A 22160-nucleotide genomic window follows, 5' to 3' on the forward strand; every position below is an offset into this window, starting at 1 on the left:
CTATCCGCTCTTGCGCAGCACGACCAGGGCGCGGTCCTGCACGCGCACGGCCTTGCCGGCGTCAACCACGGCCGAGCACTGGCCGTCCGGTTCGCCGGTGTCGAGTACCGCGGTCCATTGCGTCGCGTAGTCGCCGTCGGGCGTCACGAAATCCAGTGGCGCGTCATAGGCGTTGAAGCACAGCAGGAATGAGTCTCCGGAGACGCGTTCCCCGCGCGCGTTGGGTTCGGGGATCGCATCGCCGTTGAGGAAGACGGCCAGACTCTTGCCGAAACCGCTGTCCCAGTCGGCGGTGGTCATTTCCTCGCCCGCGGGTGTCAGCCACGCGATGTCGCGTACTTCCTCGCCCTCGCGAATCGGCCGTCCGGCGAAGAAGCGGCGGCGGCGGAACACCGGGTGCTGTTTACGCAGCGCGATCACCGTTCTGGCGAACTGCAGCAGGTCGGAATTTGTCTCAGCCAGCTCCCAGTCCATCCACGACAGCGTCGAATCCTGGCAGTACACATTGTTATTGCCCTGCTGGGTGCGGCCGATCTCGTCGCCGTGCGAGAGCATCGGCGTGCCCTGGCTCAGCACCAGGGTCGCGAAAATGTTGCGCATCTGGCGGGCACGCAGCGCCAGAATCTCCGGATCATCGGTGGGACCCTCCACACCGCAGTTCCACGAGCGGTTGTGGGTTTCTCCGTCCCGGTTGTCCTCACCATTGGCCTCATTGTGTTTCTCGTTGTACGAGACCAGGTCTCGCAGGGTGAAGCCGTCGTGCGCGGTGACGAAGTTGATGCTTGCACTGGGACGGCGCCCGGTCGCCTCGTAGAGATCTGAGGAGCCGGTGAGGCGCGAGGCGAATTCGCCGAGGGTGGCGGGCTCTCCACGCCAGTAATCGCGGACGGTGTCGCGGAACTTGCCGTTCCATTCGGTCCACAGTCCGGGGAAGTTGCCAACCTGGTATCCGCCCTCGCCGATATCCCAGGGCTCGGCGATCAGTTTGACCTGACTGACGATCGGGTCTTGCTGCACCAGGTCGAAAAAGGCGGACAGGCGATCGACGTCATGCAACTCGCGGGCCAGGGTTGAGGCCAGGTCGAACCGGAATCCGTCGACATGCATTTCGGTGACCCAGTAGCGCAGCGAGTCCATGATGAGCTGCAACGTGTGCGGGTGGCGAGCGTTGAGACTGTTTCCCGTCCCGGTGTAGTCGGTGTAGCGCGCGAGGTTGTCGTCGTTGAGTTTGTAGTAGGCGCGATTATCGATGCCGCGGAAACTCAGGGTTGGGCCGATGTGATCGCCCTCGGCCGTGTGGTTGTAGACGACGTCGAGGATGACCTCGATACCCGCCTCGTGCAGAGCGCGAACCATTGCCTTGAATTCGGCGACGGCGCCGCCCGCGTGCGGCGACGACGCGTACCCCGCATGCGGAGCCAGGAATCCGAAGGTGTTGTACCCCCAATAGTTTCGCAACCCGAGGGCAATCAGCCGGCTGTCTTGGAAGAACTGGTGCACGGGCATCAGTTCAATGGCGGTGACACCGAGGGAACGCAGGTGCTCGATGACGACCGGATGCGCCAGGCCGGCGTAGGTGCCTCTGAGCTCCTCGGGAACCCCTGGATGAGTCTGTGTCATGCCCTTGACATGGGCTTCGTAGATGACCGTCTCGTGGTACGGGGTGCGCGGGCGACGATCCGAACCCCAGTCAAAATACGGGTTGATGACGACGGAGGTCATGGTGTGGCCCAGCGAGTCTCGCGCGACTAGTGCCTCGGTGTCCAGTGGATCGGTCTGGTAGGACAGCAGCGGCGGATCCGCCTCGGGGGTGTAGCCGAACTCGCCGTGAAAGGCCTTGCCGTACGGGTCGAGGAGCAGCTTGTTGGGGTCGCAGCGGTGCCCGGCCTCAGGCTCCCAGGGACCGTGTACCCGGAATCCGTAACGCTGGCCGGGGGAGATGGTCGGCAGATAGCAGTGCCACACGTACCCGTCGACCTCATCGAGTGGCACTCGGCTTTCCGTGCCGTCCTTGGCGATGAGGCACAGCTCGACGGCCGTGGCCACCTCGGAGAACAGTGAGAAGTTGGTACCGGCTCCGTCGTAGGTGGCACCCAGTGGATATGGGTTGCCCGGCCATACCTGAAGTGGTGGCAGGGTCATGCTGATAGACCCTATCGGTCCGGGGTCGGGACCGCGCGGCTCACTTGCCCGGCGGGGCCGTCCGCCACCACCCGGTCGCGAGCGCGATCTGCCGTCCCAGTTCCTTGGCCATGGTCCGCATATAGGTCGCCGAGATGTGGTGAGAATCGTGATACACCAACACGTTTCCTTCCACCACGCGGCATTTGTCGGGACGGCACACGGCCTTGGTCATGTCGAGGATCTTCAGTAGCGGGAACTGGTTCGCGATGGCGAGTGTGGGATTGGCGTCGTCGAGCGCGCGATTGCGATCCATGGCGCATGAGTCGGAGTTTCCGCCTGCGGAGATGCAGTCGGCCGCGGTGTAGGTGGTGCCGTCCTTGTCGATCAGCCACGGGGTATCGCGCATGCCGAGAACAGGGATTCCAGCCTCATCGAACGCCGTCCAGATGCCCATATAGCTATCGGGCATCACATCACCAGTGCCCAGGGCCGAGCGGGGGCGGGTGGTGGTGGTGAACACGTAATCGGGGTGTTCCTTGATCAACCGTGACATCACCTCGTCGACCCACTTCTTGCAATCGGGGTAGGGGTCGTTCGACCCGGCGATACGAGGGACCTCTTCGGTGCTGAGCGGGCAGCCCATCTTGAGGTATGTGGTGATCTTGAAGTTGTGCTGGCGGCCCAGGATGTCGAGCGCGGTGATCCAGTGCTCGGCGTGTGACCCACCGGCCAGCGCGATGGTGCGCGTCGCGTGCGGATTGCCGTAGGTACAGGAGATGACCGCCCGATTCCGGAAATCACTGATGCAGTCCTGTTCAGTGGTCATCGGTAGATCGTCGGAGGCCTCCAGCGTGGTGGGCCGCATCGGCAGATCGGGCACGCGGTCGCCGTACAGCAGGGCTCCCGCGCCCGGGTAGTCCCGTGGACGCAGGCCGGACAGCTCCTTGCCGTTGGATCGCTGCACGGTGACGTGTTCGAGCCAGGTGAACGAGGTGGCGGTCAGCGCGACCGCCGTCACCACGATCGCTGTGCCCAGCGCCAGGGTGGGGCGCCGCAGCCTGGTCCACAGCGTGGAGGATTCTGGGAGTAGCCGGGGGTACCGCAGGGGAGTCTCAACGTATTTGTTGGTCAGGTAGGCCAGCGCCAGGGAGATGCCCAGAATGGCGGCACCCTCCCACAACGAGACCTTGGGTTGTCCGCTGTAGACCAACCAATAGACCAGCAGCGGCCAGTGCCACAGATACAGCGAGTAGGCCAGCGACCCCAGCTCAACCAGCGGCCTGGTGGCGAGGAATCGGTTGGCGATCGGTTGTGGGGTGTCGGTGGGCAGGTTTGCCGCCGACAAGATGAGGACGAGGGTGGCGACGACGGGCACCAGCGCCAGCGGGCCTGGGAACTCGCGCACACCGTTGATGAGCGCACCGCAGGACAGAATCGCCGCCACGGCGATGAGGCCGAGCACCTGGCGAAGCCACATCGGCCAGCGCGTCCCCGCCACCAACGCGCCCACCAGCACACCGAGCAGCAGCTCCCAGGCACGCGCGAACGTGTTGTAGTAGGCGATCGACTGGAAGTCGAGGTGGGCGTAGATCGCGTATCCGAAGGATGTGGCGGTCAGGCCCGCGATGACGGCGATGAGAACGGGGCGCATGTGCCGGCCGAGTGGTTTGCGCAGAAGAACGGCCAGTAGGTACACCAAGGCCAGGAAGCCGACGTAGAACTGCCCCTGCACCGACATCGACCAGAGATGCTGCAGCGGGCTCACCGACTCGCTGGCCGCCAGATAGTCGGCTGCGGTATTGGCGAGCTCCCAGTTCTGGTAATAGCCCAGGCTGGCCAGGCTCTGCTCGGCGAACGTTTCCCACCGAGTTTCCGGCTGCACCAGGACAGTGAGGACGGCGCAAGCCGCCAAGACGAGAACCAGCGCGGGGAGCAACCGTCGAACCAGTCGTTTCAGTACCGGTATCGGGTTGAGGGATGCTCCCTGTGTGGTCGCTGTGCGAAGTAGCTTGCTGCCGTAAAAAAAGCCCGAAAGGGTTAAGAAGACATCAACTCCGCCCGACACCCGGCCGAACCACACGTGAAACACCGCGACCAGAAAAATGGCGATACCGCGCAAACCATCGAGGTCATGGCGGTAAAACCCCTTGTCGCTCTTCAGTTTTGGGGTGGCGTCGACCGCCGGGGCGGGTGGCACCCCGGGATTGGTCATAGGCTTGGTTGCTGAGACGAAGAACATTTTCGCCCCCAATGTACCCATGGTTGCCGAGAGTCTCCGCAGGTGCGCGCCAACGGCGTGTGCGCGTGAGGCGAATGGCTCCGTACCGAGGGTCTGTGACAGGCTCGACGACTGTGCCGAGGTTGACACCGGATGAGATCGAAGCGGTCGATGCCGCGCATGTGTGGCATCCGTACAGCGGCATCGGCGATCCCGACACAACCCAGCGGCCGCTGGTGGTGACCGGTGCCAGTGGCCCGAACATCACCGTGGTGCGCGACGGCCGTCCCGCGGAGGTGCTCGACGCGATGAGCTCGTGGTGGTCGTGCATTCACGGCCACGGTCACCCCGAACTGGATCGCGCGGTGACCGAGCAGGTGGCGTCGATGAGCCACGTCATGTTCGGTGGGCTAACCCACGAGCCTGCGGCGCGGCTCGCGCAGCTGCTGGTGGAGCTGACCCCGCCCGGTCTGGAAACGGTGTTCTTCTCCGACTCAGGGTCCGTATCGGTAGAGGTGGCGATCAAGATGGCGCTGCAGTACTGGCGCAGCCTGGGACTGCCTGCCAAACATCGACTGATGACCTGGCGTGGCGGCTACCACGGGGACACCTTCACCCCGATGAGCGTGTGTGACCCCGAGGGCGGCATGCACTCGTTATGGACCGATGTGCTGGCCAAACAGGTCTTCGCCGAGCGGGTCCCCAGCGCGTACGACGAGGAGTACACCCAGCGTTTCGAGGCAGAGCTGTCGGAGCATGCCGCCGAACTCGCGGCCGTCATTGTGGAACCGGTAGTGCAGGGTGCCGGGGGTATGCGGTTCCACGATCCGCGCTACCTGGCAGAGCTGCGCGCCATGTGTGACAGGCACGGTGTGCTGCTGATCTTCGATGAGATCGCGACGGGCTTCGGACGCACCGGTGAGCTGTTCGCCGCCGATCATGCCGGGGTGAGCCCCGACATCATGTGCGTCGGCAAGGCCATGACCGGTGGTTATCTCACTTTGGCCGCCACCCTGTGTACCGCCAAGATCGCGCGCACCATCAGTGACGGCACGGCGGGCGCACTCATGCACGGCCCGACCTTCATGGCCAATCCGTTGGCATGTGCGGTGGCGGTCGCCTCGATCGAACTACTGCTCTCCGGGGACTGGAAGTCACGGATCGCGGAGATATCCGGGGGATTACGCGCGGGCCTGGCACCCGCCGCAGCCCTCGACGGGGTCGCCGACGTGCGCGTGTGTGGTGCCATTGGCGTCATCGACATGGAACACCCGTTGGGCGCGGACGGTATGCGCGTCGCTACCAACGCGGCATTGGACGAAGGCGTATGGCTGCGCCCCTTCCGGACCTTGATTTACACCATGCCGCCGTACATCTGCGATCAGGGTGAGATCCACCGAATCACGCGCGCGATGGTGAGCGCGGCGACGGCGGTAGGAGCCGCATCGGCCGTGCGCTAACCTGAACACCGTTCAGGAGAGGAGGCGCCGGTGGGCGAGGCATCATCACCGCTTGCCTGGTTGGGTGAGGTCGAGCGTCAACGGGAGGCTGCCGGACTGCGCCGCCGGCTTCGTACCCGCAGCGCCGCCGAGCCCGAGATCGATCTGGCGTCCAACGACTATCTGGGCCTCGCGTGCCATCCGCAGGTCATCGAGGCCGGCGTCGAGGCGCTGCGGATGTGGGGTGCCGGATCCACCGGTTCACGCCTGGTCACCGGCAATACCGAGCTGCATGAAGAGCTGGAGCGCGAGCTGGCGACCTTTATGGGCGCGCCCTCGGCGCTGGTGTTCTCCTCGGGCTATACCGCCAATCTCGGAGCGGTCGTCGCGCTTTCCGGTCCCGGAACGCTCATCGTCTCCGATGCGCGCACCCATGCCTCGCTGATCGACGCGTGCCGCCTATCGCGGGCACGGGTGGTCGTGACTCCGTATCGCGACACCCAGGCGGTGGCGGCGGCTCTGGCGCAGCGTCCCGAAGAACGCGCACTGGTTCTCACCGACGCGGTTTTCAGCGCCGATGGTGCGCTCGCGCCACTGACCGAGCTGCACCGGGTCTGCCGTAGTCATGGAGCTGTGTTACTTGTCGACGAGGCGCATGGACTCGGCGTACGCGGGGTCGGGGGGCGCGGTCTGGTCTCCGAAGTCGGTCTCGCCGGCTTCGACGATCTCGTCGTCACCGTCACACTGTCCAAGGCTCTGGGCAGCCAGGGTGGGGCGGTGCTGGGATCAGAGGCGGTCCGGGCACACCTCATCGATGCCGCCCGGCCGTTCATCTTCGACACCGGGCTCGCTCCTGCCGCGGTCGGGTCGGCGTTGGCGGCGCTGCGGCTCATGGCCGACGAACCGGAACGGGTCCGCGCGGTGCTCGACCACGCGGCGACGCTGGGTCAGTGGTGTGGTGTGGCGGACACGCCCGAGTCCGCGGTGGTGCCGGTGGTACTCGGTGACCCGACGATCGCGTTCAACGCTGCCAAGGCATGCCTGGATCAGGGGGTGCGGGTGGGCTGTTTCCGTCCGCCGTCGGTCCCCGAGGGGCAGTCACTGCTACGCCTAACGGCCCGGGCCTCGCTTACCGGCGCCGATATGGATCGCGTGCGTGAGGTGCTCGCCGGAGTATTGGCGCTGGCCCGCCGGTGACGATCCTCCTGGTCACCGGAACATCAACGGGAGTGGGCAAGACGGTGGCAACGGCGGCGCTGGCCGCGGCCGCGGTGAGTCAGGGCATCGACGTGACGGTATGCAAACCGGTGCAGACCGGTGAGGACCGTGACGCCGATGAGGTTGCCCGCCTGTCCGGAGTGACACGCGTCGAGACCTTGGCGCGTTATCCCGAACCGCTGGCTCCCGTGGCGGCGGCGTCGCGGGCCGGTCTGGCCTTGCTCGACGACGTCCAGATGGCCACGTCGATCTTCGCCCTCGATCGCCCCGGGGCATTGACACTGGTTGAGGGAGCCGGAGGTCTGCTGGTGGAGCTGGCCGCGGGTGGTAAGACGCTGCGTGATCTGGCGATTGTTCTCGACGCGCCGGTGCTGGTGGTGACGACCGCCGACCTGGGCACCCTGAATCACACCGCCCTCACGCTGGAAGCCCTTGCGGCGCAGTCAGTTCCCTGTGCCGGGTTGGTGGTGGGGAGTTTCCCGGCAGAGCCGGACCTGCCGCAGCGACTCAACCGTGAGGAACTGGCGAATCAGTTCAAGACGCCGGTGCGCGCGGTGATTCCCGAGGGGGCGCCGCGGCTGATGCCCGCGGTGTTCGCCGAGCTGAGCGTGGCGCTTTTCGACCCGCAGTGGGTGTCTGAGCTGGTGGCCGCTAGCTGATGGGGCTGGACTGGCGGGCCAAATGGTCGATCCCGTCCACAAGCAGGCGCACTCCGAAGCCGAACTGCGCGGTGGGATCGGCCAGCGCCGCGCCGTCGGCGAGGTATGACTGGCCATCTTCCAGTGCGCCGGCAGAGTCCCACTGCAGCCGAGACTGTTCGTCGGCGACATAACCCAGCACGTAATAGACGATGCTGCGGGCGGCCAGTGCGGCGGGTACCGCACCTAATCCCGAGGTGACAGCGGCCTCGGCCAGGCGATTGAGCACTGTGATCATGTGGGAGGTTTGGCCCGAGGCGAAGCTCGCCGACACCAACTCCGCGCCGTCCTTGTGGGAGAGCAGTGCGTCGCGCAGCGCGGAGCACAGGAAATCGACGCGCTGCTGCCACGGCACATCACGACAATCGGTTTCCGCCAACGGCGCCAACACATGATCGGCCACCGCGCCGAGCAGCTGCTGTTTGTTCGCGAAGTGCCAGTACAGCGCGCTCGGTGCGATATCGAGTTCGCGGGCGAGCCGGCGCATCGTCAGATCCGCGATTCCGTAGTCGTCCAGAATCGCGGTGGCCCGGCGCACCAGGTCGTGTCGGTTAAGCGGGGCAGTGCGCCCCTTGTTTGGCTCGGTGATGGCAATACTCTAACCTGAACACCGTTCAGGATTGGGACGGTCAGAGACAAGACATAAAGACAAGACACTGTGAGGAGTGCTGCGTGACTCAGGCAGCCGAAGCAACCACCGCGGGCGACACGGATCGCGACGTACTGGCCATCGCCCGTGAGCAGGTGCTCGAGCAGGGGGTAGGCCTCACCCAGGATCAGGTGCTGCGGGTGCTACAGCTCCCCGACGACCGCCTGGAAGAGCTGCTGGCGCTCGCGCACGAGGTTCGGATGCAGTGGTGCGGCCCGGAGGTCGAGGTCGAGGGCATCATCAGCCTCAAGACCGGTGGCTGCCCCGAGGACTGCCATTTCTGTTCACAGTCCGGTCTGTTCGCGTCCCCTGTGCGCAGCGCCTGGCTCGATATCCCGAGCCTGGTCGAGGCCGCCAAACAGACCGCGAAGTCCGGTGCCACCGAGTTCTGCATCGTGGCGGCCGTGCGCGGTCCCGACGAGCGCCTGCTTGCTCAGGTCGCGGCCGGTATCGAGGCCATCCGCAATGAGGTCGACATTCAGATCGCCTGCTCGCTGGGCATGCTGACCCAGGAGCAGGTCGACCGCCTCTCGGCGATGGGTGTGCACCGGTACAACCACAACCTCGAAACCGCCAAGTCGCATTTCCCCAATGTGGTGACCACTCACAGCTGGGAGGAGCGTTGGGACACCCTCAGGATGGTTCGCGAGGCGGGCATGGAGGTCTGCTGCGGCGGCATCCTCGGCATGGGCGAGACGCTGGAGCAGCGCGCAGAATTCGCCGCGAACCTGGCCGAGCTCGAACCCGATGAGGTTCCGCTGAACTTCCTGAACCCCCGCCCCGGAACGCCCTTCGGCGACCTCGAGGTGCTCCCCGCCGCGGACGCACTGCGTGCCGTGGCGGCATTCCGTCTCGCGCTGCCGCGCACGATGCTGCGCTTCGCCGGCGGACGCGAGATCACCCTGGGTGATCTGGGCGCCAAGCAGGGCATTCTGGGCGGTATCAATGCCGTCATCGTCGGCAACTACCTGACGACACTGGGCCGTCCGGCCGAGGCGGACCTGGAACTGCTGGTCGATCTGCAGATGCCGATCAAGGCACTCAACAGCAGCCTGTGACCAATAGCCTGTACGTGATGGGTACAGAACCGGTAGCCGCCGGTAAGTACAACGTGTACACCGGCGAATCGATGGACGGGTCGACTGGACTGTTTGTGCCGACAGCGGCACAACTGGGCTTGGAGCCGCCGCGGTTTTGTGCGGCATGTGGGCGGCGGATGATCGTGCAGGTGCGCCCGGACGGCTGGCACGCAAAATGCTCGCGACATGGCGAGGCGGACTCCAAGCAGCTTGAGCAGCGATGAGCGCGAGCGAAGAGCCGTTGGTTCCGATGAGCGCGAGCGAAGAGCCGTTGGTTCCGATGAGCGCGACCTCGGATGTCGTGGATCAGGTTGCACCGCCGCGCTTTTCCCATCTTCGCGCGGCCGCGATCGTGCTTGGCGGGCTCGCTGCCGCCGGGGCGTTGGTGGGAGCGTTGTGGGGCGTCATCGCGCCGGGTGTGCACGGAGCCATCGCCGATACGCGCGATAACGGCCGGGTGTTTGTGCACCTGGGTAATGAGGCCGACAACTACTTCATCGCGACCACCATGCTGATCGGGATGGTCACGGTGGTTGCGGTGATCGTGTCTGCCGCAGCCTGGCAATGGCGGTCGCACCGTGGCCCGATGATGGTGGGCGCGCTCACCTTAGGTGCCCTGGCGGGCTCGGCAATAGCGGCGGGTGTCGGAGCGGTACTGGTCCGGATCCGTTATGGCGTACTGGATATCGCGGGTGCCCAGCTCGATGAGGGGCATCGCATCAAGTATGTCGTGGAGGCGCCCGCGGTGTTCTACGGTCACACGCCGGCCCAGATCGCGGTCACGCTCGCGCTGGCGCCGTGTCTGGCGGCGGTCACGTACATGTTCTGTGTAGTCGCCTGTGCCCGTGATGATCTCGATGCCTGGCCGCCGGTGAAGGTCCCCGTCTACCGGGCGCCCGCGACCGTTCCGCCTGTGGAAGGCGCTAGTTCGACGGCGTAGCCTCCTCGAGCCCCAGCGAGCACGCGGTCACCCGCACGGAGCTCGCCACCGCCGCGTGATCCCAGCTGACGTTCCCGGCGCCGGGAATCGCGCCGACCATCGTTGTCTGCCACGAGGTGTGCCATCGCTCGGGAAAGCAGCGTTGGAGGGCGTCGAGCATGATCGGGACTGCGGTGGACGCGCCCGGGGAGGCGCCGAGTAGCCCCGCGATGGTGCCGTCGGCACTGATCACGAGTTCGGTGCCTTGCTGAAGCACACCCACGCGTCGAGGGTCGGGCGTAATGAGCTGCGCCCGTTGACCCGCGGGGACAAGTTCCCAATCGCCAGGCCTGGCGGCGGGGTAGTACCGGCGCAGCTGTGAAAAGCGTTGTCGCGGACCCGCTATTACCTGGCCGATCAGGTATCTGATGAGCGCGAGGTTCTGGATGAGCGCGGCCGCGATCACGTGTACGTTGTGCCACCGCACCGTGGTGAAGAAGTCCACCCATCGGCCGTGTTTGAGCAGCTTGGTGCTGAAGGTCGCATACGGTCCGAACATCAGGTACGGCCGGCCGCGAACCAGGCGTTTGTCCAAGTGCGGTACCGACATCGGTGGCGCACCCACGGGCGCTTGGCCATACACCTTGGTCGCGTGCTGATCGGCCACGCCGGGATCCTCGCAGCGCAAGAAGGCGGCGCCGACGGGCAGGACGGCGTAACCACGCACCTCGGGGAGGTGCGCCCGTTGCAGCAGCCGCAGTGCGTGCCCGCCGGCGCCGACGAACACGCTGCGCGCTCGTATGGTGAAGTGGCCCTGAGGATTTGTCCCGCGCACTACCCATGATCCGTCGCTGGTCCGGTTGAGTGTGTGCACCTCATGGCCGAGGCGGACCTGACCGCCGCGCTCGGTGACGATGCGCGTCAGCGCATGAGTGAGGGCGCCGAAGTCGATATCTGTTCCGTCGGGGTGCAGGGTAGCGGCGACGGGCTCATCGGGCGTGCGGCCGCGCATCACCAGCGGCGCCCAGCACTCGATGGTGCCCGGGGCATCGCTGAACCGCATTCCGGCGAACATCGGCTCTGTGGACAGCGTGTCGTAGCGACGCCGTAGATAGTCGACATCGCGCTGACCGAACACGACATCCATGTGCGCGGCGGCGTGAATGAACGCATCGGGTTGCAGCAGCCCCTTGTCGGCGAGGTAGGACCACCACTGACGGCTCAGGTGGAACTGGCGAGCTATCGCCGCGGGCTTCGTGGCGTCCCCGGGGTCTGGCATGTAGTTGAGCTCGCAGAATCCGCTGTGCCCGGTACCGGCGTTGTTCCACGCATCGCTGCTCTCGGTGGCGAGCGCATCGGCCCTCTCCAGCAGCACAATTCGCCACTCGGGTTCCAGCACCGACAGCATCGAACCCAAGGTGGCGGACATGATGCCGCCGCCGATCAACACCACGTCGGCATCGTCAGGAGAGGGGCCTGGCGTCTTCGAGAATGTGCTCATATCGTCCACCATCCGCCGCAATCATTCATTCCGTCCAATGAATGATTGCGGGAGTATCATCCGATAATGGATCGATGGACATCCCAGCTGGCTCCCCAACTGCGGGCGCTGGTGGAACTGTCCGCCCACGACGGGCACATGACGCAGGCCGCTCTCGCGCTGGACATTCCACAGTCATCGATGAGTCGGCGGATTCACGCGCTGCAGTCGGCGCTCGGGGTGCCACTGCTCATTCACGACGGTAGGACGGTGCGGCTGACTCCTGAGGCGCGACGACTGGCTGCCCGCGCGCGTGAACCTCTCGCCGAGCTCGATCGCACACTCGCCGAGCTCACCGGCGACGCGGACCCAGAGCACGGCACGGTGCGTTTCGGATTCCCGCTCACCATGGGCTCGGGCCATATCCCAGATCTGCTCGCCGCCTTCCGGCATCGGAATCCGGGCATCCGGGTGCTCCTCAAGCAGGCGCACGGATCCCAACTGGGCGCCGAGCTGATGACCGGCCATCTCGACCTCGCTGTCGTAATCCCAGCGCCAGAGCGCCTGCACCACACCACGATCGGTATCCAACAGATTCAGGTCGCAGTACCCGCGCACCACCGGCTCGCCGCGGCGGCCGAACTACATCTGGACGAGCTGGCCGGCGAGACGTTCATCGCCAACCCGCCCAGCTACAACCTCCGGCAGCTCACCGAGACGTGGTGCCGCGAAGCGGGATACAGCCCAAACATCGCCATTGAAGTCACCGAGTTCGGCACGATCCGCGAACTCATCAGCCGCGGTCTTGGCATCGCGCTCCTGCCTCATGATGACCGCAGGCCGCCCGGTATCCGCGAAATTCCGCTCGCGGGCAGAGGCCACCACCGTTCCATTGCCCTCGCCTGGGGCACCACGACCCGCGCGGCGCCCACCCGTCGCCTCAACGATTTCTTGCTCCAGCACTTCTCGCCGACCGCTGTCAACAGTGGCGAGACGCGCGACGCCTAATCGTGGCTGCCGCCGCCCGATTTCGAATTCCCGCCGCCGGATGACGACGGGCCGTTCCCCGATCCCGAGGACTTGCTCGTTGAGTCGTGTGTCGAAGAGGCGCTCGGCGACTTGGATCCGGAACTCTGGGATTCGGATGACTTCGTGCCGGAGGTCTTCGTCTCCGAACCCTTGGTGCCCGACGCTTGAGTCTCCGCAGCCTTTGTCTTGGTATCGGGGGCCTTGGCGTCCGTCGACGTGGTAGCGGATGTCTTGTTGTCTGGGCTCTTGGCGCCCGACGTGGACGCCCCCGCTTGTCCGGTGGTCGACTGCGAAATGGGACCGCGGACGGTGCCTTGTGCGCTAATGGTGCCGTGTTCGGTGGTGCTGGCCGTGGGAACCTTCTGCTTGACCGGCTTGTCCGCCTGATCCTTGGTCGTCGCCGCGGTGGGCGACTTGTCGTTCTTCGCCGAATCCTTGACACTCTCGGTGTCTTTCGCCTGCGTGGTCTCCTTGGCTGCTTCGCCAGAAGTTCCCTGAGTGTCGGTCACCGTACCGATGGGTACGGAATCTTTGAGAGAATCCCTGGGCGATTCCTTGCTGCCTGCCGTCGCCGTCTCCTGGGTATCGGTCGCGGCCTTCGCGTCGGTCTTCTTTTCCTTGTCGACGACGGCGACGGCGTTGTCCTTGGCGGGCGTCGTGCTCTCGGCAGCTTCCTGCGGACCCGGTACCTGAGGACCCTTGGCGTCCTTGGTTTCCCGGGTATCGACAGCGGTGCCCGGGACGGTCTCCTTCGCGGTACCCGCGGTGGTTTCCACTGCGGTGCCGGTCTTTTCGAGGCTCGTCAGCTTCTGATCGACTTTCGTCAGGCCCAGTGCCTCCGCGAAGTGTGCTTCCGCATCCTTGAACGCCTTGGTGAAGGGCGCCAATGCCTCGTGGGCGGAGGTGGGTAGCGCGCTGGTGGCATCCGGCGCCGCTAGTAGGGCCACGCCAGGAAGGGGAGGCAACGGCGGCAGGAAGTAGCGTGCTTCTGCCCAGGCGAAATTGATGACGGAGTTGACAATGTCGCCGCCGAATCGCCCGAAGGAGTTGACGATGTTGGAGAAGCTGGGGTCGTTGATGATTGGGTCGACGAGGTTGTAGACAAAGCTGTTGGCTATCGGACGAATGAGATTGTCGTAGACGATGCCGATCTGCGCGCTGACAAGTCCGCCGATCACGGGAACGAATCCGGCGCCCCACTGCGCGAGGTCCACGCCGTAATCCACCCAGTACTGGATGAATTGGTAGGCCTGGTCGATGCCGTTGGTGATGGAGTTCGCCACGGCGGGTCCGGCGGCCGCCGCAGCGGGAGCGCTGGACCGAGACGGCGCGGCGGTGGGTGCGAGGGGTTCGGCGGTTGCCGAGCGCGGCTGCACGGAGAGACCGGGGCGGGCGATCGGCGCGATTCGAAGCGGACTGAGCGTTACGCTCGACGCCCCCGGTGCCGCCGCTGGCAGCGGGAACTTCAATGCAGGCAACGTGCTCAGCGGAGCGTTGCTGGCCGCTGGCGTGAATGCGAACGAGCTCAGGCGAACTGAGGCAGTTCGGATATCGGGTAATGAGTGGGCCTGCGGTGTGCGCGGAACCACCGTAGGAGCGACGACCAAGGCGGTCGCGGTGATAGCGGCCATACCCGTCTTGAACAAGGGACTGACGGTTCGGTCCATCTCACTCCTCTGTCTGATTCGAAGCGACCCGGACGTCAGCGTACGGGGTGCTCACGCGTGAACGGGCCACTCCAACGAGGCGGTGCCGTCCAGCAACGCGGCAATCGTCGTCTCCAAAGACGTTCTCGCGCTTTCCGATCCGGACCCTGGCTAATGAGTTAGGGGCAGACGAGTCCCAGGTAGTCGCGGATGGCGAAGGTGTCGTGGATATTGAGTGCGCGCACCGCGACCATCCGGGAGACAACGCGAGCCAGTGGTGATGGCAAATAGCCAAGGATTCGTGCGCCGTGAACAAGAGTCCACAAACCGACACGGCTCTTGGGCACCAGAGTGTCCGACGCGGTGAGAGCCAGGCTGCGGCTGCGGCGCACGTACTCGCCCAGGGCCGCTTCGCAGGCGCGGTAGGCGCGGGTGTGATCACCTGCGGCGGTCGCTATTTCCCCGGCGAGCACGTACGCCCCCACGACGGCGAGGCTGGTACTTCCGCCGACGGCCGGGCCGGGGCAGTATCCGGCGTCACCGACGAGCGTGATGCGGCCCTTCGACCAGGTGGTCATCCGCAGCTGGGTAATGGAGTCCATGTAGAAGGTGTCGGTCGCGTCGACCTCCGCGAGCATGGGGGCACCTCCCAGCCGAAGTCGGCGTATACGTCCCGCAAGAGTTCTTTTTGCCGTGGTATGTCGCGGTGGTGATAGTCCAGTGGCTCGGGAGTACGGAAAAGGAAGAACGCCCGCGCATCCGGGAGCTGAGCGGCGCTGTACATGCCCGCCATTCGGTCGACCCTCGGGAACATCACCGCGCGGTCGGCCAGATCGAGGTAGTTGGGTATCGATGCGACCGCGAGGTACTCGCCCAGCCAGTGTGAATAGCCAGACTCGGGACCGAACACCAGCCCACGAACATTCGAGTGCAAGCCATCGGCGCCGACAACGAGGTCGAACCGGCGCTCGGAGCCATGCTCGAAGGTCGCATGCACCCCCGTGTCGTCTTCGGTGAGCGCCGTGATGGAGTCTCCGAAGATGTACTCCGCGGTGGGGGAGCTGGCGTCATAGAGGATCTCGCTGAGATCGTCGCGCATGATCTCGACATGGCGCTGCGACACGGCCGAGAAGATCAGCGCCTCGGGGAGGTCCACCAGGCCGGGCTTGCCCTCGCGGCGGATCGATAGGAGGTCGGTGCCCACCTTGTGCGCCTCGATCTCGTCGAGAACCCCCATCTTCTCGACGATGTCCATCGCGGGCTTGAACAGGTCGACGGCATGACCCCCCGATTTGCGCGGAGCCGGGGAGCGTTCGACCACCGTGACGTCAAATCCATAGCGCGCGAGCCAGTAGGCCAGTGTGGGGCCCGAGACACTTGCCCCCGAAACGAGCACTCGCATGCCATCTCCTTACTTAACGGTCGGTAAGTAGATTGAGCTTACTGCTTACCGACCGAAAAGTCAGGGACTACTATCGGGCGATGGCCACCGAGGCGCCCGGCGCGACGAACACCAGGGAGCGCATCCAGGCGGTAGCACGGGATCTCTTCGCCGAACATGGGCTGCGCAATACCAGCCTGCAGGACATCGCCGCCCAGCTGGAGATCACGAAGCCCGCTCTCTACTACCATTTTTCGTCGCGAGATGATCTGGTGCGCAGCATCGTGCAGCCGATGGTGGACGATCTGGAGGCGTTTCTGGCTACCAGCGGCTCTCGGGATACCCGCCAACTACTCGAGGACTACTTCGACGTGTTGTGGTCGCACCGCGTTGTCATGGGGATCATCGTGCGCGATCTGGCCACCATGGGGCAGTTCGAGCTGGGTGAATGGATGATCGAATGGCGGCGCAAGCTGATCGCTTTGCTCGCGGGCGCGAAACCGTCAGGGGTGCAGATGATCCGGGCAACCGTGGCCCTGGGCGGCTTGTCGGACTGCACCATCGAATACGCGGATCGGTCGCATCGACAGGTAAAAAGGGCTGCGGTGGACGCCGCCATCGCCGCGCTGAACAGCTGAGCGTCCTTAGAGGGGACGTCCGCCCACGACCTTGGCGCTCACCCAGCCGAGCTTGAGCAGTCCGAGATAGGTCGAGGGCTTGAACGCCAGCGGCCAGCTCGTACGGCGCGGCGCCGTCGGCAGTGCCTGGCCGCTGAAACGTGCGCCCAGCCATGCCATCGACATCGGTGCGGACATGGGATGCAGCAGCAGGTGCTCGTTGAGCAGATCGCGGTGATAGGTGACATGGGCGCCACCGCCGCGGTAGTTGTCGGCCAGTTCGTCGATGCATGAGGTCGAGATGATCTGGTCGTGCACGGCCTGAACGATCAGGACGGGCGGGGTGGGGACCGTCTTGCCGAGTTTGATGCTGTCGAAGACGTGCTGCACCTCGGGTGTCTCGAGGAGTTGGTCCAGTGGCTGGTCCACCAGATCATCCATGTCCTTGAAGGCCATGGCGACAATGGCCCGCAAGGTCGGCATGTCTTCGAGCCGTCCCAGACATTCCTTGCCCTGGGGTGTCGCGCGCTCCTCGATGACGCGCTCAAGGCCGGGGTACACATGCGATAGGGCGGCAACAACCAGGCCGGGCAGGGCGGCGAACAGTCCGCCGTTGAGTCGCCGGAAGGTATGTCCCAGGTCGCCCACGGGGGATCCGAGCACCGCGCCGGCGATGGTGAGCTCGGGTGCGTAGTCCGCGCTGACCTCCGCCGTCCACGCGGTGGCGAGACCTCCGCCGGAGTAACCCCATAGCCCGATAGGCGCATGCCGCGACAGTCCCAGCCTGTCGCAGTTCAGGGCTGCCCGAAGTCCGTCGAGCGTCCGGTATCCCGGCTCCTCCGGGGCTCCCCAGATGCCGTCGACGCCTTCGTGATCGGGTATGGACACGGCCCAGCCCTGGGCAAGGAGCGCCGCGATCAGCAGCAGTTCGAACTGCGCGAAGGAGCCGAGCGCGTGTGCGCCCCGCCGCAGGGCGTATGAGGGAAAGCAGCGATCCGTGACGGCGTCGATGGCGCATTGATACGACACGATCGGAACCGCTGCCGCCGGGTCGGTGCCGGTGGGCGTGAGCACCGTGGTGACCGCGGCGTCGGCGCGCTGATGGAGGTCATTGCTGCGGTACAGCAGCTGTGTCGCGGTAAAACGCTGGGGGATCACGCCCAGGAACGCCATTTCGACATCCCGGGTGCGCAGCACGGTGCCCGGCGCGGCGTGTTCGAAGCCGAGAGGCGGGAGGTAGAACGGATCCTCGGTGGGCAGCAGCGGGCGAGCGCCGCGCTCAATGTCCTGATGAGCCGGTTCGCCGATCCACTTGACGTCATCGGATATAGCCAGGTCGTGGGGTGCCATGCCTGCGCTCCCTTCAAGGTCCCCGGCATTCATACCCTAAGGAGACTCTAAGAGGCTAGTCCTCTCATCCCGGAGGGCGCAGTGCGGCAAACTCGTCGGTGACCCGGTACCGGTCGTCGGTGAATCGGTAGAGCGCCGCGGGTCGGCCACCGCTGCGGCCGGATCGCACGGTGGTCCCGGTCGGTGTGAGCACTCCGCGCCGCACCAGCACACGTTGCAGGTTGGTGGCGTCGACGGGATATCCCAGCGTCGCGCAGTAGATGTCACGGAGCGTTGAGAGTGTGAATTGCTGTGGTGCCAAAGCAAATCCGATGTTTGTGTAGGACATCTTGGCAACCAGGCGGGTGTGTGCGTGCGCGACCATCACGTGGTGATCGAAGGCCATCGCGGGTAGGTCGCTCACGCGGTGCCACTGGGTGTCGGCGGGCAGCTCGGGGGTGGCGGGGAAGGGGACGAGCCCGAGAAACGTCGAGGCGATGGTGCGTGGGCCAGGCACGCGGTTCGGCGCGGAGAACACGGCCAGCTGTTCAAGGTGTGCCAACTCACGCACGTCCACCTTCTCGGCGAGCTGCCGGCGGATGGAGGAGGGGAGGTCCTCGTCGGCCCGGACTTGGCCACCGGGGAGAGCCCACGCGCCGTGGTGCGGTTCGAGTGCGCGCTGCCACAGCAGCACGGCGAGCTCAGGCACGCGCGCAGGGCTATTCGTGCTGGTTGTGGTGTCGCTGAAGTGACGCACTTGGAACACCACGGCTAACACCTCGTGCTCGGTGCTAGTATGGACCATGTTTTCGATCATAAGTCGAAAACCTCGGTTGGCCAAACGCAGCCCGAAAGCCGACCGAGACCCGAGGGCGCGAGGAGGCGGCCATGACGGCAGCTGACGTGTTACTTGACGGCGTGATCGACGGCCCCGGTGGATACACCGGTGTGGAGGGCGACGCCCGTTGGGCCGAGCAGGTGCGCCGGTTGGCCGATCAGCGCGGCGCCACACTGCTCGCGCATAACTATCAGCTTCCGGCGATCCAGGACGTGGCGGACCACGTTGGCGACTCGCTGGCGCTCTCCCGCATTGCCGCCGAGGCGCCCGAGGACACCATCGTGTTCTGCGGTGTTCATTTCATGGCCGAGACGGCCAAGATCCTCAGTCCGGACAAGACGGTGCTCATCCCGGATCAGCGCGCCGGATGCTCGCTCGCCGATTCCATTACCGCCGACGATCTGCGGGAATGGAAGGCCGAATTTCCCGACGCGGTCGTGGTCTCGTACGTCAACACCACCGCGGCCGTGAAGGCGCTCACCGACATCTGCTGCACCTCCTCGAATGCCGTCGACGTCGTCGCGTCGATCGACCCGGACCGTGAGGTGCTGTTTTGCCCGGATCAGTTCCTCGGCGCACACGTCAAGCGGGTGACGGGTCGCCAGAATCTGCAGATCTGGGCGGGCGAGTGCCACGTGCACGCCGGAATCAACGGTGAGGAACTTGCCGGGCAGGCACGTTCACACCCGGATGCCGAGCTGTTCGTGCACCCCGAATGCGGGTGCGCGACATCGGCTCTGTACCTCGCCGGCGAGGGTGCCGTGCCCGACGATCGGGTGAAGATCCTCTCGACGGGCGGAATGCTCGACGCGGCTCGCGAAACGCGCGCGCGGGAGGTGCTGGTGGCCACTGAGGTCGGCATGCTGCACCAGCTGCGTAAGGCGGCGCCCGACGTGAACTTCCTGGCGGTCAACGACCGAGCCTCGTGCACATACATGAAGATGATCACCCCTGCGGCGATGCTGCGCTGCCTCGTGGAGGGTCGCGATGAGGTGCATGTGGACCCGGAAACCGCGCGGTTGGCGCGGCGAAGTGTGCAGCGGATGATCGAGATCGGACAGCCCGGCGGCGGAGAATGACGCTGCCCGCGGGAGCCACCTGGAGCACTGATGCAGATGTGGTTGTCGTCGGTGCGGGTGTCGCCGGATTGGCGGCTGCGCTCGCCGCGCACCGACGCGGGCGAAAGGTCTTGGTACTCAGTAAGATCGGCTCTACCGCGACGCATTTCGCCCAGGGCGGTATCGCGGTCGTACTGCCCGACACGGACGATTCGGTACAGGCTCATGTCCGTGACACGCTGAGCGCCGGGGCCGGTCTGTGCGATGTCGATGCGGTGGTCTCCATCGTGTCGGATGGTTATCGCGCGGTGCGCGATCTGGTGGCCGACGGCGCCCGATTCGACGAAACACATTCCGGACAATGGGCATTGACACGCGAGGGCGGACACAGCACCCGCCGGATAATCCATGCCGGCGGCGATGCGACCGGTGCGGAAGTGCAGCGGGCACTCGATCACGCCGCGGCGATGCTCGATATCCGTCGGAGTCATGTGGTGCACGACGTCCTCATCGGGCCGGACGGCGTAGGCGGTGTGGTCGTCCGAAACGCTGACGGCTTGGGCGTGATCCGTACCGGGGCCGTGATTCTGGCTACCGGCGGCCTCGGGCATCTGTATTCGGCCACCACCAATCCAGAGGGCTCAACCGGAGACGGAGTCGCACTGGCCTTGCGCGCGGGTGTGCCGGTAGCCGATATCGAGTTCATCCAGTTTCATCCGACCATGCTGCATGCCGCGCAGGCCAGCGGGTGCCGGCCCCTCATCAGTGAGGCGGTCCGCGGCGAGGGAGCCACTCTTGTTGACGCCCGTGGGGATTCGGTCACTTCCGGAGTACATCCCATGGGCGATCTGGCGCCGCGCGACATCGTGGCCGGAGCGATCGCCCGCAGGCTGCGCGAGACCGGAGATCAGTGCGTCTATCTCGACGCGCGCACGATCGACAATTTCGCGGGCCGATTCCCCACCATCACCGCCGCCTGTGCGGCGGCGGGTATCGATCCGACGGCTCAGCTCATCCCCGTGGTACCCGGGGCGCATTACAGCTGTGGCGGGGTCGTCACCGATCCCTATGGCCGGACGGAGATCGCTGGTTTGTTCGCCGCGGGCGAGGTCGCGCGTACCGGGATGCACGGGGCAAACCGGCTGGCTTCCAATAGTTTATTGGAAGGCCTCGTAGTGGGCAGGCGTGCGGGCGAGGCTGCCGCGCAGGTGACTGGGCGGTCGGCCATGGGCGGGGAGCATCATGATGCGCAACCGCGTCTCGACCGTCGGCGGCTTCAGGCCGCGATGAGCCGTTGGGCATCCGTACTGCGTGATGCCGAGGGGCTCGCAAAGCTTGATGACGAGCTGCGTTCGTGCGCCGCGGTGCCGACATCGACTCCGCTCGAGGTGGAAGACGCCGCGCTGACCCTCACCGCTGCCGCCGTGGTCGCCGCGGCGGCGGCGCGCACCGAATCCCGCGGCTGCCATGCCCGCTCGGATTGGCCCGGCACCGACCCCGATTTTGCCATCAGTCTTCCGGTGCGCCGGGACGCCGACGGATGCGAGGTTGCGCTACCGTCTGGGGTGCCATGTTGACCACGAACCTGACGGAAACCGAACTCGCCGAGGCACGTTCGGTGGTCCAGCGTGCTCTCGAAGAAGACCTGCGCTATGGCCCCGATCTCACGAGTCAGGCCACCGTGCCCGGCGACGCCGAATGCACCGCCGCGATGGTGACGCGATCCGGCGGTGTGATCGCTGGAGTTGATATCGCCCTCATCGTTCTCGACGCGGTGGTGGGCGCCGGGAATTACCGCGTGGAGAATCGTCTCACTGACGGCACTCGGGTCGGTACCGGGACGGCGCTGCTCACGGTGACCGCCCCCACACGCGATCTGCTGACCGCCGAGCGCACCATGCTGAACCTCGTGTGTCATCTCTCGGGCATCGCGACCACGACGGCTGCCTGGGTGGACGCGGTCGACGGTACTCACGTGCAGATCCGCGACACCCGCAAAACCCTGCCGGGACTACGACTCCTGCAGAAGTATGCGGTTCGTGCCGGAGGCGGCGTGAACCACCGCCTCGGTCTCGGCGATGCCGCACTGATCAAAGACAATCACGTGGTGGCCGCCGGTTCGGTGGTGGCCGCGCTGCGCGCGGTCCGGGCGGCGGCACCGAACATCGAATGTGAGGTCGAGGTCGACTCGCTCGAACAGCTCGACGAGGTCATGGCCGAGGGTGCCGAGCTGGTACTTCTGGACAACTTCCCCGTCTGGCAGACCCAGGTTGCCGTGCAGCGCCGCGATGCTCAGGCTCCCCAGCTCAAGCTGGAGTCCTCGGGAGGACTTACGCTCGAAACGGCCGCGGCGTACGCCAAGACGGGTGTCGACTACTTTGCGGTCGGTGCGCTGACGCATTCCGCCCGGGTGCTCGACATCGGTTTGGATATGTAAT

18 protein-coding genes and 1 pseudogene are annotated in these 22160 nt (G+C 65.5%); 11 read left to right on the plus strand and 8 right to left on the minus strand.

The window, feature by feature from the left end:
- Window positions 1–2142, minus strand: a complete 2142-nt coding sequence (gene glgX / locus B4400_RS16015; protein WP_078312031.1) for a glycogen debranching protein GlgX — start codon at window positions 2140–2142, stop codon at window positions 1–3.
- A gap of 40 nt (window positions 2143–2182) precedes the next feature.
- The gene (gene sucT / locus B4400_RS16020; RefSeq protein ID WP_078312032.1) at window positions 2183–4363 is read right to left on the minus strand and encodes an acetyltransferase SucT; all 2181 of its coding nucleotides are present in this window, start codon (window positions 4361–4363) and stop codon (window positions 2183–2185) included.
- A 122-nt stretch (window positions 4364–4485) separates the two neighbouring features.
- Here sucT and B4400_RS16025 point away from each other — a divergent pair, with 122 nt between their 5' ends.
- The 3 genes from B4400_RS16025 to bioD are packed head-to-tail and all read left to right on the plus strand — an operon-like array spanning window position 4486 to window position 7658.
- A complete protein-coding gene (locus B4400_RS16025) occupies window positions 4486–5802 on the plus strand; it encodes an adenosylmethionine--8-amino-7-oxononanoate transaminase (RefSeq protein ID WP_078312083.1) in 1317 nt (438 codons plus the stop codon).
- 30 nt (window positions 5803–5832) lie between these two features.
- Window positions 5833–6978, plus strand: coding sequence for an 8-amino-7-oxononanoate synthase (locus tag B4400_RS16030; RefSeq protein WP_078312033.1), 1146 nt, complete (start codon window positions 5833–5835; stop codon window positions 6976–6978).
- Window positions 6975–7658 carry a dethiobiotin synthase gene (bioD, locus tag B4400_RS16035; protein WP_078312034.1) on the plus strand — a complete coding sequence of 228 codons (684 nt, stop codon included), beginning with the start codon at window positions 6975–6977 and terminating at the stop codon, window positions 7656–7658. Before B4400_RS16030 ends, bioD begins: the two co-directional genes overlap by 4 nt.
- On the opposite strand, the gene B4400_RS16040 is transcribed toward bioD, so the two are convergent.
- On the minus strand, window positions 7651–8292 hold the full coding sequence (locus B4400_RS16040) for a TetR family transcriptional regulator (RefSeq protein ID WP_078312035.1): 642 nt from the start codon (window positions 8290–8292) through the stop codon (window positions 7651–7653). The genes bioD and B4400_RS16040 overlap by 8 nt on opposite strands.
- Before the next feature lie 77 nt (window positions 8293–8369).
- Here B4400_RS16040 and bioB point away from each other — a divergent pair, with 77 nt between their 5' ends.
- Genes bioB through B4400_RS16055 form a run of 3 tightly spaced genes read left to right on the plus strand, consistent with a single transcriptional unit; the run spans window position 8370 to window position 10365 of the window.
- Window positions 8370–9404 carry a biotin synthase BioB gene (gene bioB / locus B4400_RS16045; RefSeq protein WP_078288089.1) on the plus strand — a complete coding sequence of 345 codons (1035 nt, stop codon included), beginning with the start codon at window positions 8370–8372 and terminating at the stop codon, window positions 9402–9404.
- A gap of 17 nt (window positions 9405–9421) precedes the next feature.
- The gene (bsaP, locus tag B4400_RS16050; protein ID WP_139360283.1) at window positions 9422–9649 is read left to right on the plus strand and encodes a biotin synthase auxiliary protein BsaP; all 228 of its coding nucleotides are present in this window, start codon (window positions 9422–9424) and stop codon (window positions 9647–9649) included.
- On the plus strand, window positions 9646–10365 hold the full coding sequence (locus tag B4400_RS16055) for a DUF2567 domain-containing protein (protein ID WP_078312036.1): 720 nt from the start codon (window positions 9646–9648) through the stop codon (window positions 10363–10365). The genes bsaP and B4400_RS16055 overlap by 4 nt, the downstream gene beginning before the upstream one ends.
- Here the strand turns inward: B4400_RS16055 and B4400_RS16060 are convergent.
- Window positions 10349–11845, minus strand: a complete 1497-nt coding sequence (locus tag B4400_RS16060; RefSeq protein WP_078312084.1) for a malate:quinone oxidoreductase — start codon at window positions 11843–11845, stop codon at window positions 10349–10351. The genes B4400_RS16055 and B4400_RS16060 overlap by 17 nt on opposite strands.
- 66 nt (window positions 11846–11911) lie before the next feature.
- Here B4400_RS16060 and B4400_RS16065 point away from each other — a divergent pair, with 66 nt between their 5' ends.
- Window positions 11912–12832 (plus strand): LysR family transcriptional regulator, encoded by a 921-nt coding sequence (locus B4400_RS16065; protein ID WP_078312037.1) that lies wholly within the window; start codon window positions 11912–11914, stop codon window positions 12830–12832.
- On the opposite strand, the gene B4400_RS16070 is transcribed toward B4400_RS16065, so the two are convergent.
- Both B4400_RS16070 and B4400_RS16075 read right to left on the minus strand, forming a co-directional pair.
- Complete coding sequence (locus tag B4400_RS16070; protein WP_078312038.1) at window positions 12829–14520, minus strand: hypothetical protein; 1692 nt, start codon at window positions 14518–14520, stop codon at window positions 12829–12831. The two genes, B4400_RS16065 and B4400_RS16070, sit on opposite strands and share 4 nt — an antisense overlap.
- 158 nt (window positions 14521–14678) lie before the next feature.
- Window positions 14679–15901 (minus strand): annotated as a pseudogene (locus B4400_RS16075) (FAD-dependent monooxygenase).
- A gap of 80 nt (window positions 15902–15981) precedes the next feature.
- Here B4400_RS16075 and B4400_RS16080 point away from each other — a divergent pair.
- Entirely contained in the window at window positions 15982–16518 is a 537-nt protein-coding gene (locus B4400_RS16080) for a TetR/AcrR family transcriptional regulator (protein ID WP_078312039.1), read from the plus strand.
- Between the two features lie 6 nt (window positions 16519–16524).
- Here the strand turns inward: B4400_RS16080 and B4400_RS16085 are convergent, their stop codons facing one another.
- Together B4400_RS16085 and B4400_RS16090 are read right to left on the minus strand one after the other, a co-directional pair.
- A complete protein-coding gene (locus B4400_RS16085; RefSeq protein WP_078312040.1) occupies window positions 16525–17847 on the minus strand; it encodes a lipase family protein in 1323 nt (440 codons plus the stop codon).
- Between the two features lie 64 nt (window positions 17848–17911).
- A complete protein-coding gene (locus B4400_RS16090) occupies window positions 17912–18631 on the minus strand; it encodes an NUDIX hydrolase (RefSeq protein ID WP_078312085.1) in 720 nt (239 codons plus the stop codon).
- A gap of 83 nt (window positions 18632–18714) precedes the next feature.
- Between B4400_RS16090 and nadA the strand changes: the two genes are divergently transcribed.
- Genes nadA through nadC form a run of 3 tightly spaced genes read left to right on the plus strand, consistent with a single transcriptional unit; the run spans window position 18715 to window position 22159 of the window.
- Window positions 18715–19743, plus strand: coding sequence for a quinolinate synthase NadA (gene nadA, locus B4400_RS16095; protein ID WP_078312041.1), 1029 nt, complete (start codon window positions 18715–18717; stop codon window positions 19741–19743).
- Window positions 19740–21299, plus strand: coding sequence for an L-aspartate oxidase (locus B4400_RS16100; RefSeq protein WP_078312042.1), 1560 nt, complete (start codon window positions 19740–19742; stop codon window positions 21297–21299). The genes nadA and B4400_RS16100 overlap by 4 nt, the downstream gene beginning before the upstream one ends.
- Window positions 21293–22159: a carboxylating nicotinate-nucleotide diphosphorylase gene (nadC, locus tag B4400_RS16105; RefSeq protein ID WP_078312043.1), complete on the plus strand. Its 867-nt coding sequence runs from the start codon at window positions 21293–21295 to the stop codon at window positions 22157–22159. Before B4400_RS16100 ends, nadC begins: the two co-directional genes overlap by 7 nt.
- Window position 22160 lies beyond the last annotated feature (1 nt).

The sequence above is a fragment of the Mycobacterium sp. D16Q13 genome (assembly GCF_002013375.1).
Taxonomy (GTDB): domain Bacteria; phylum Actinomycetota; class Actinomycetes; order Mycobacteriales; family Mycobacteriaceae; genus Mycobacterium.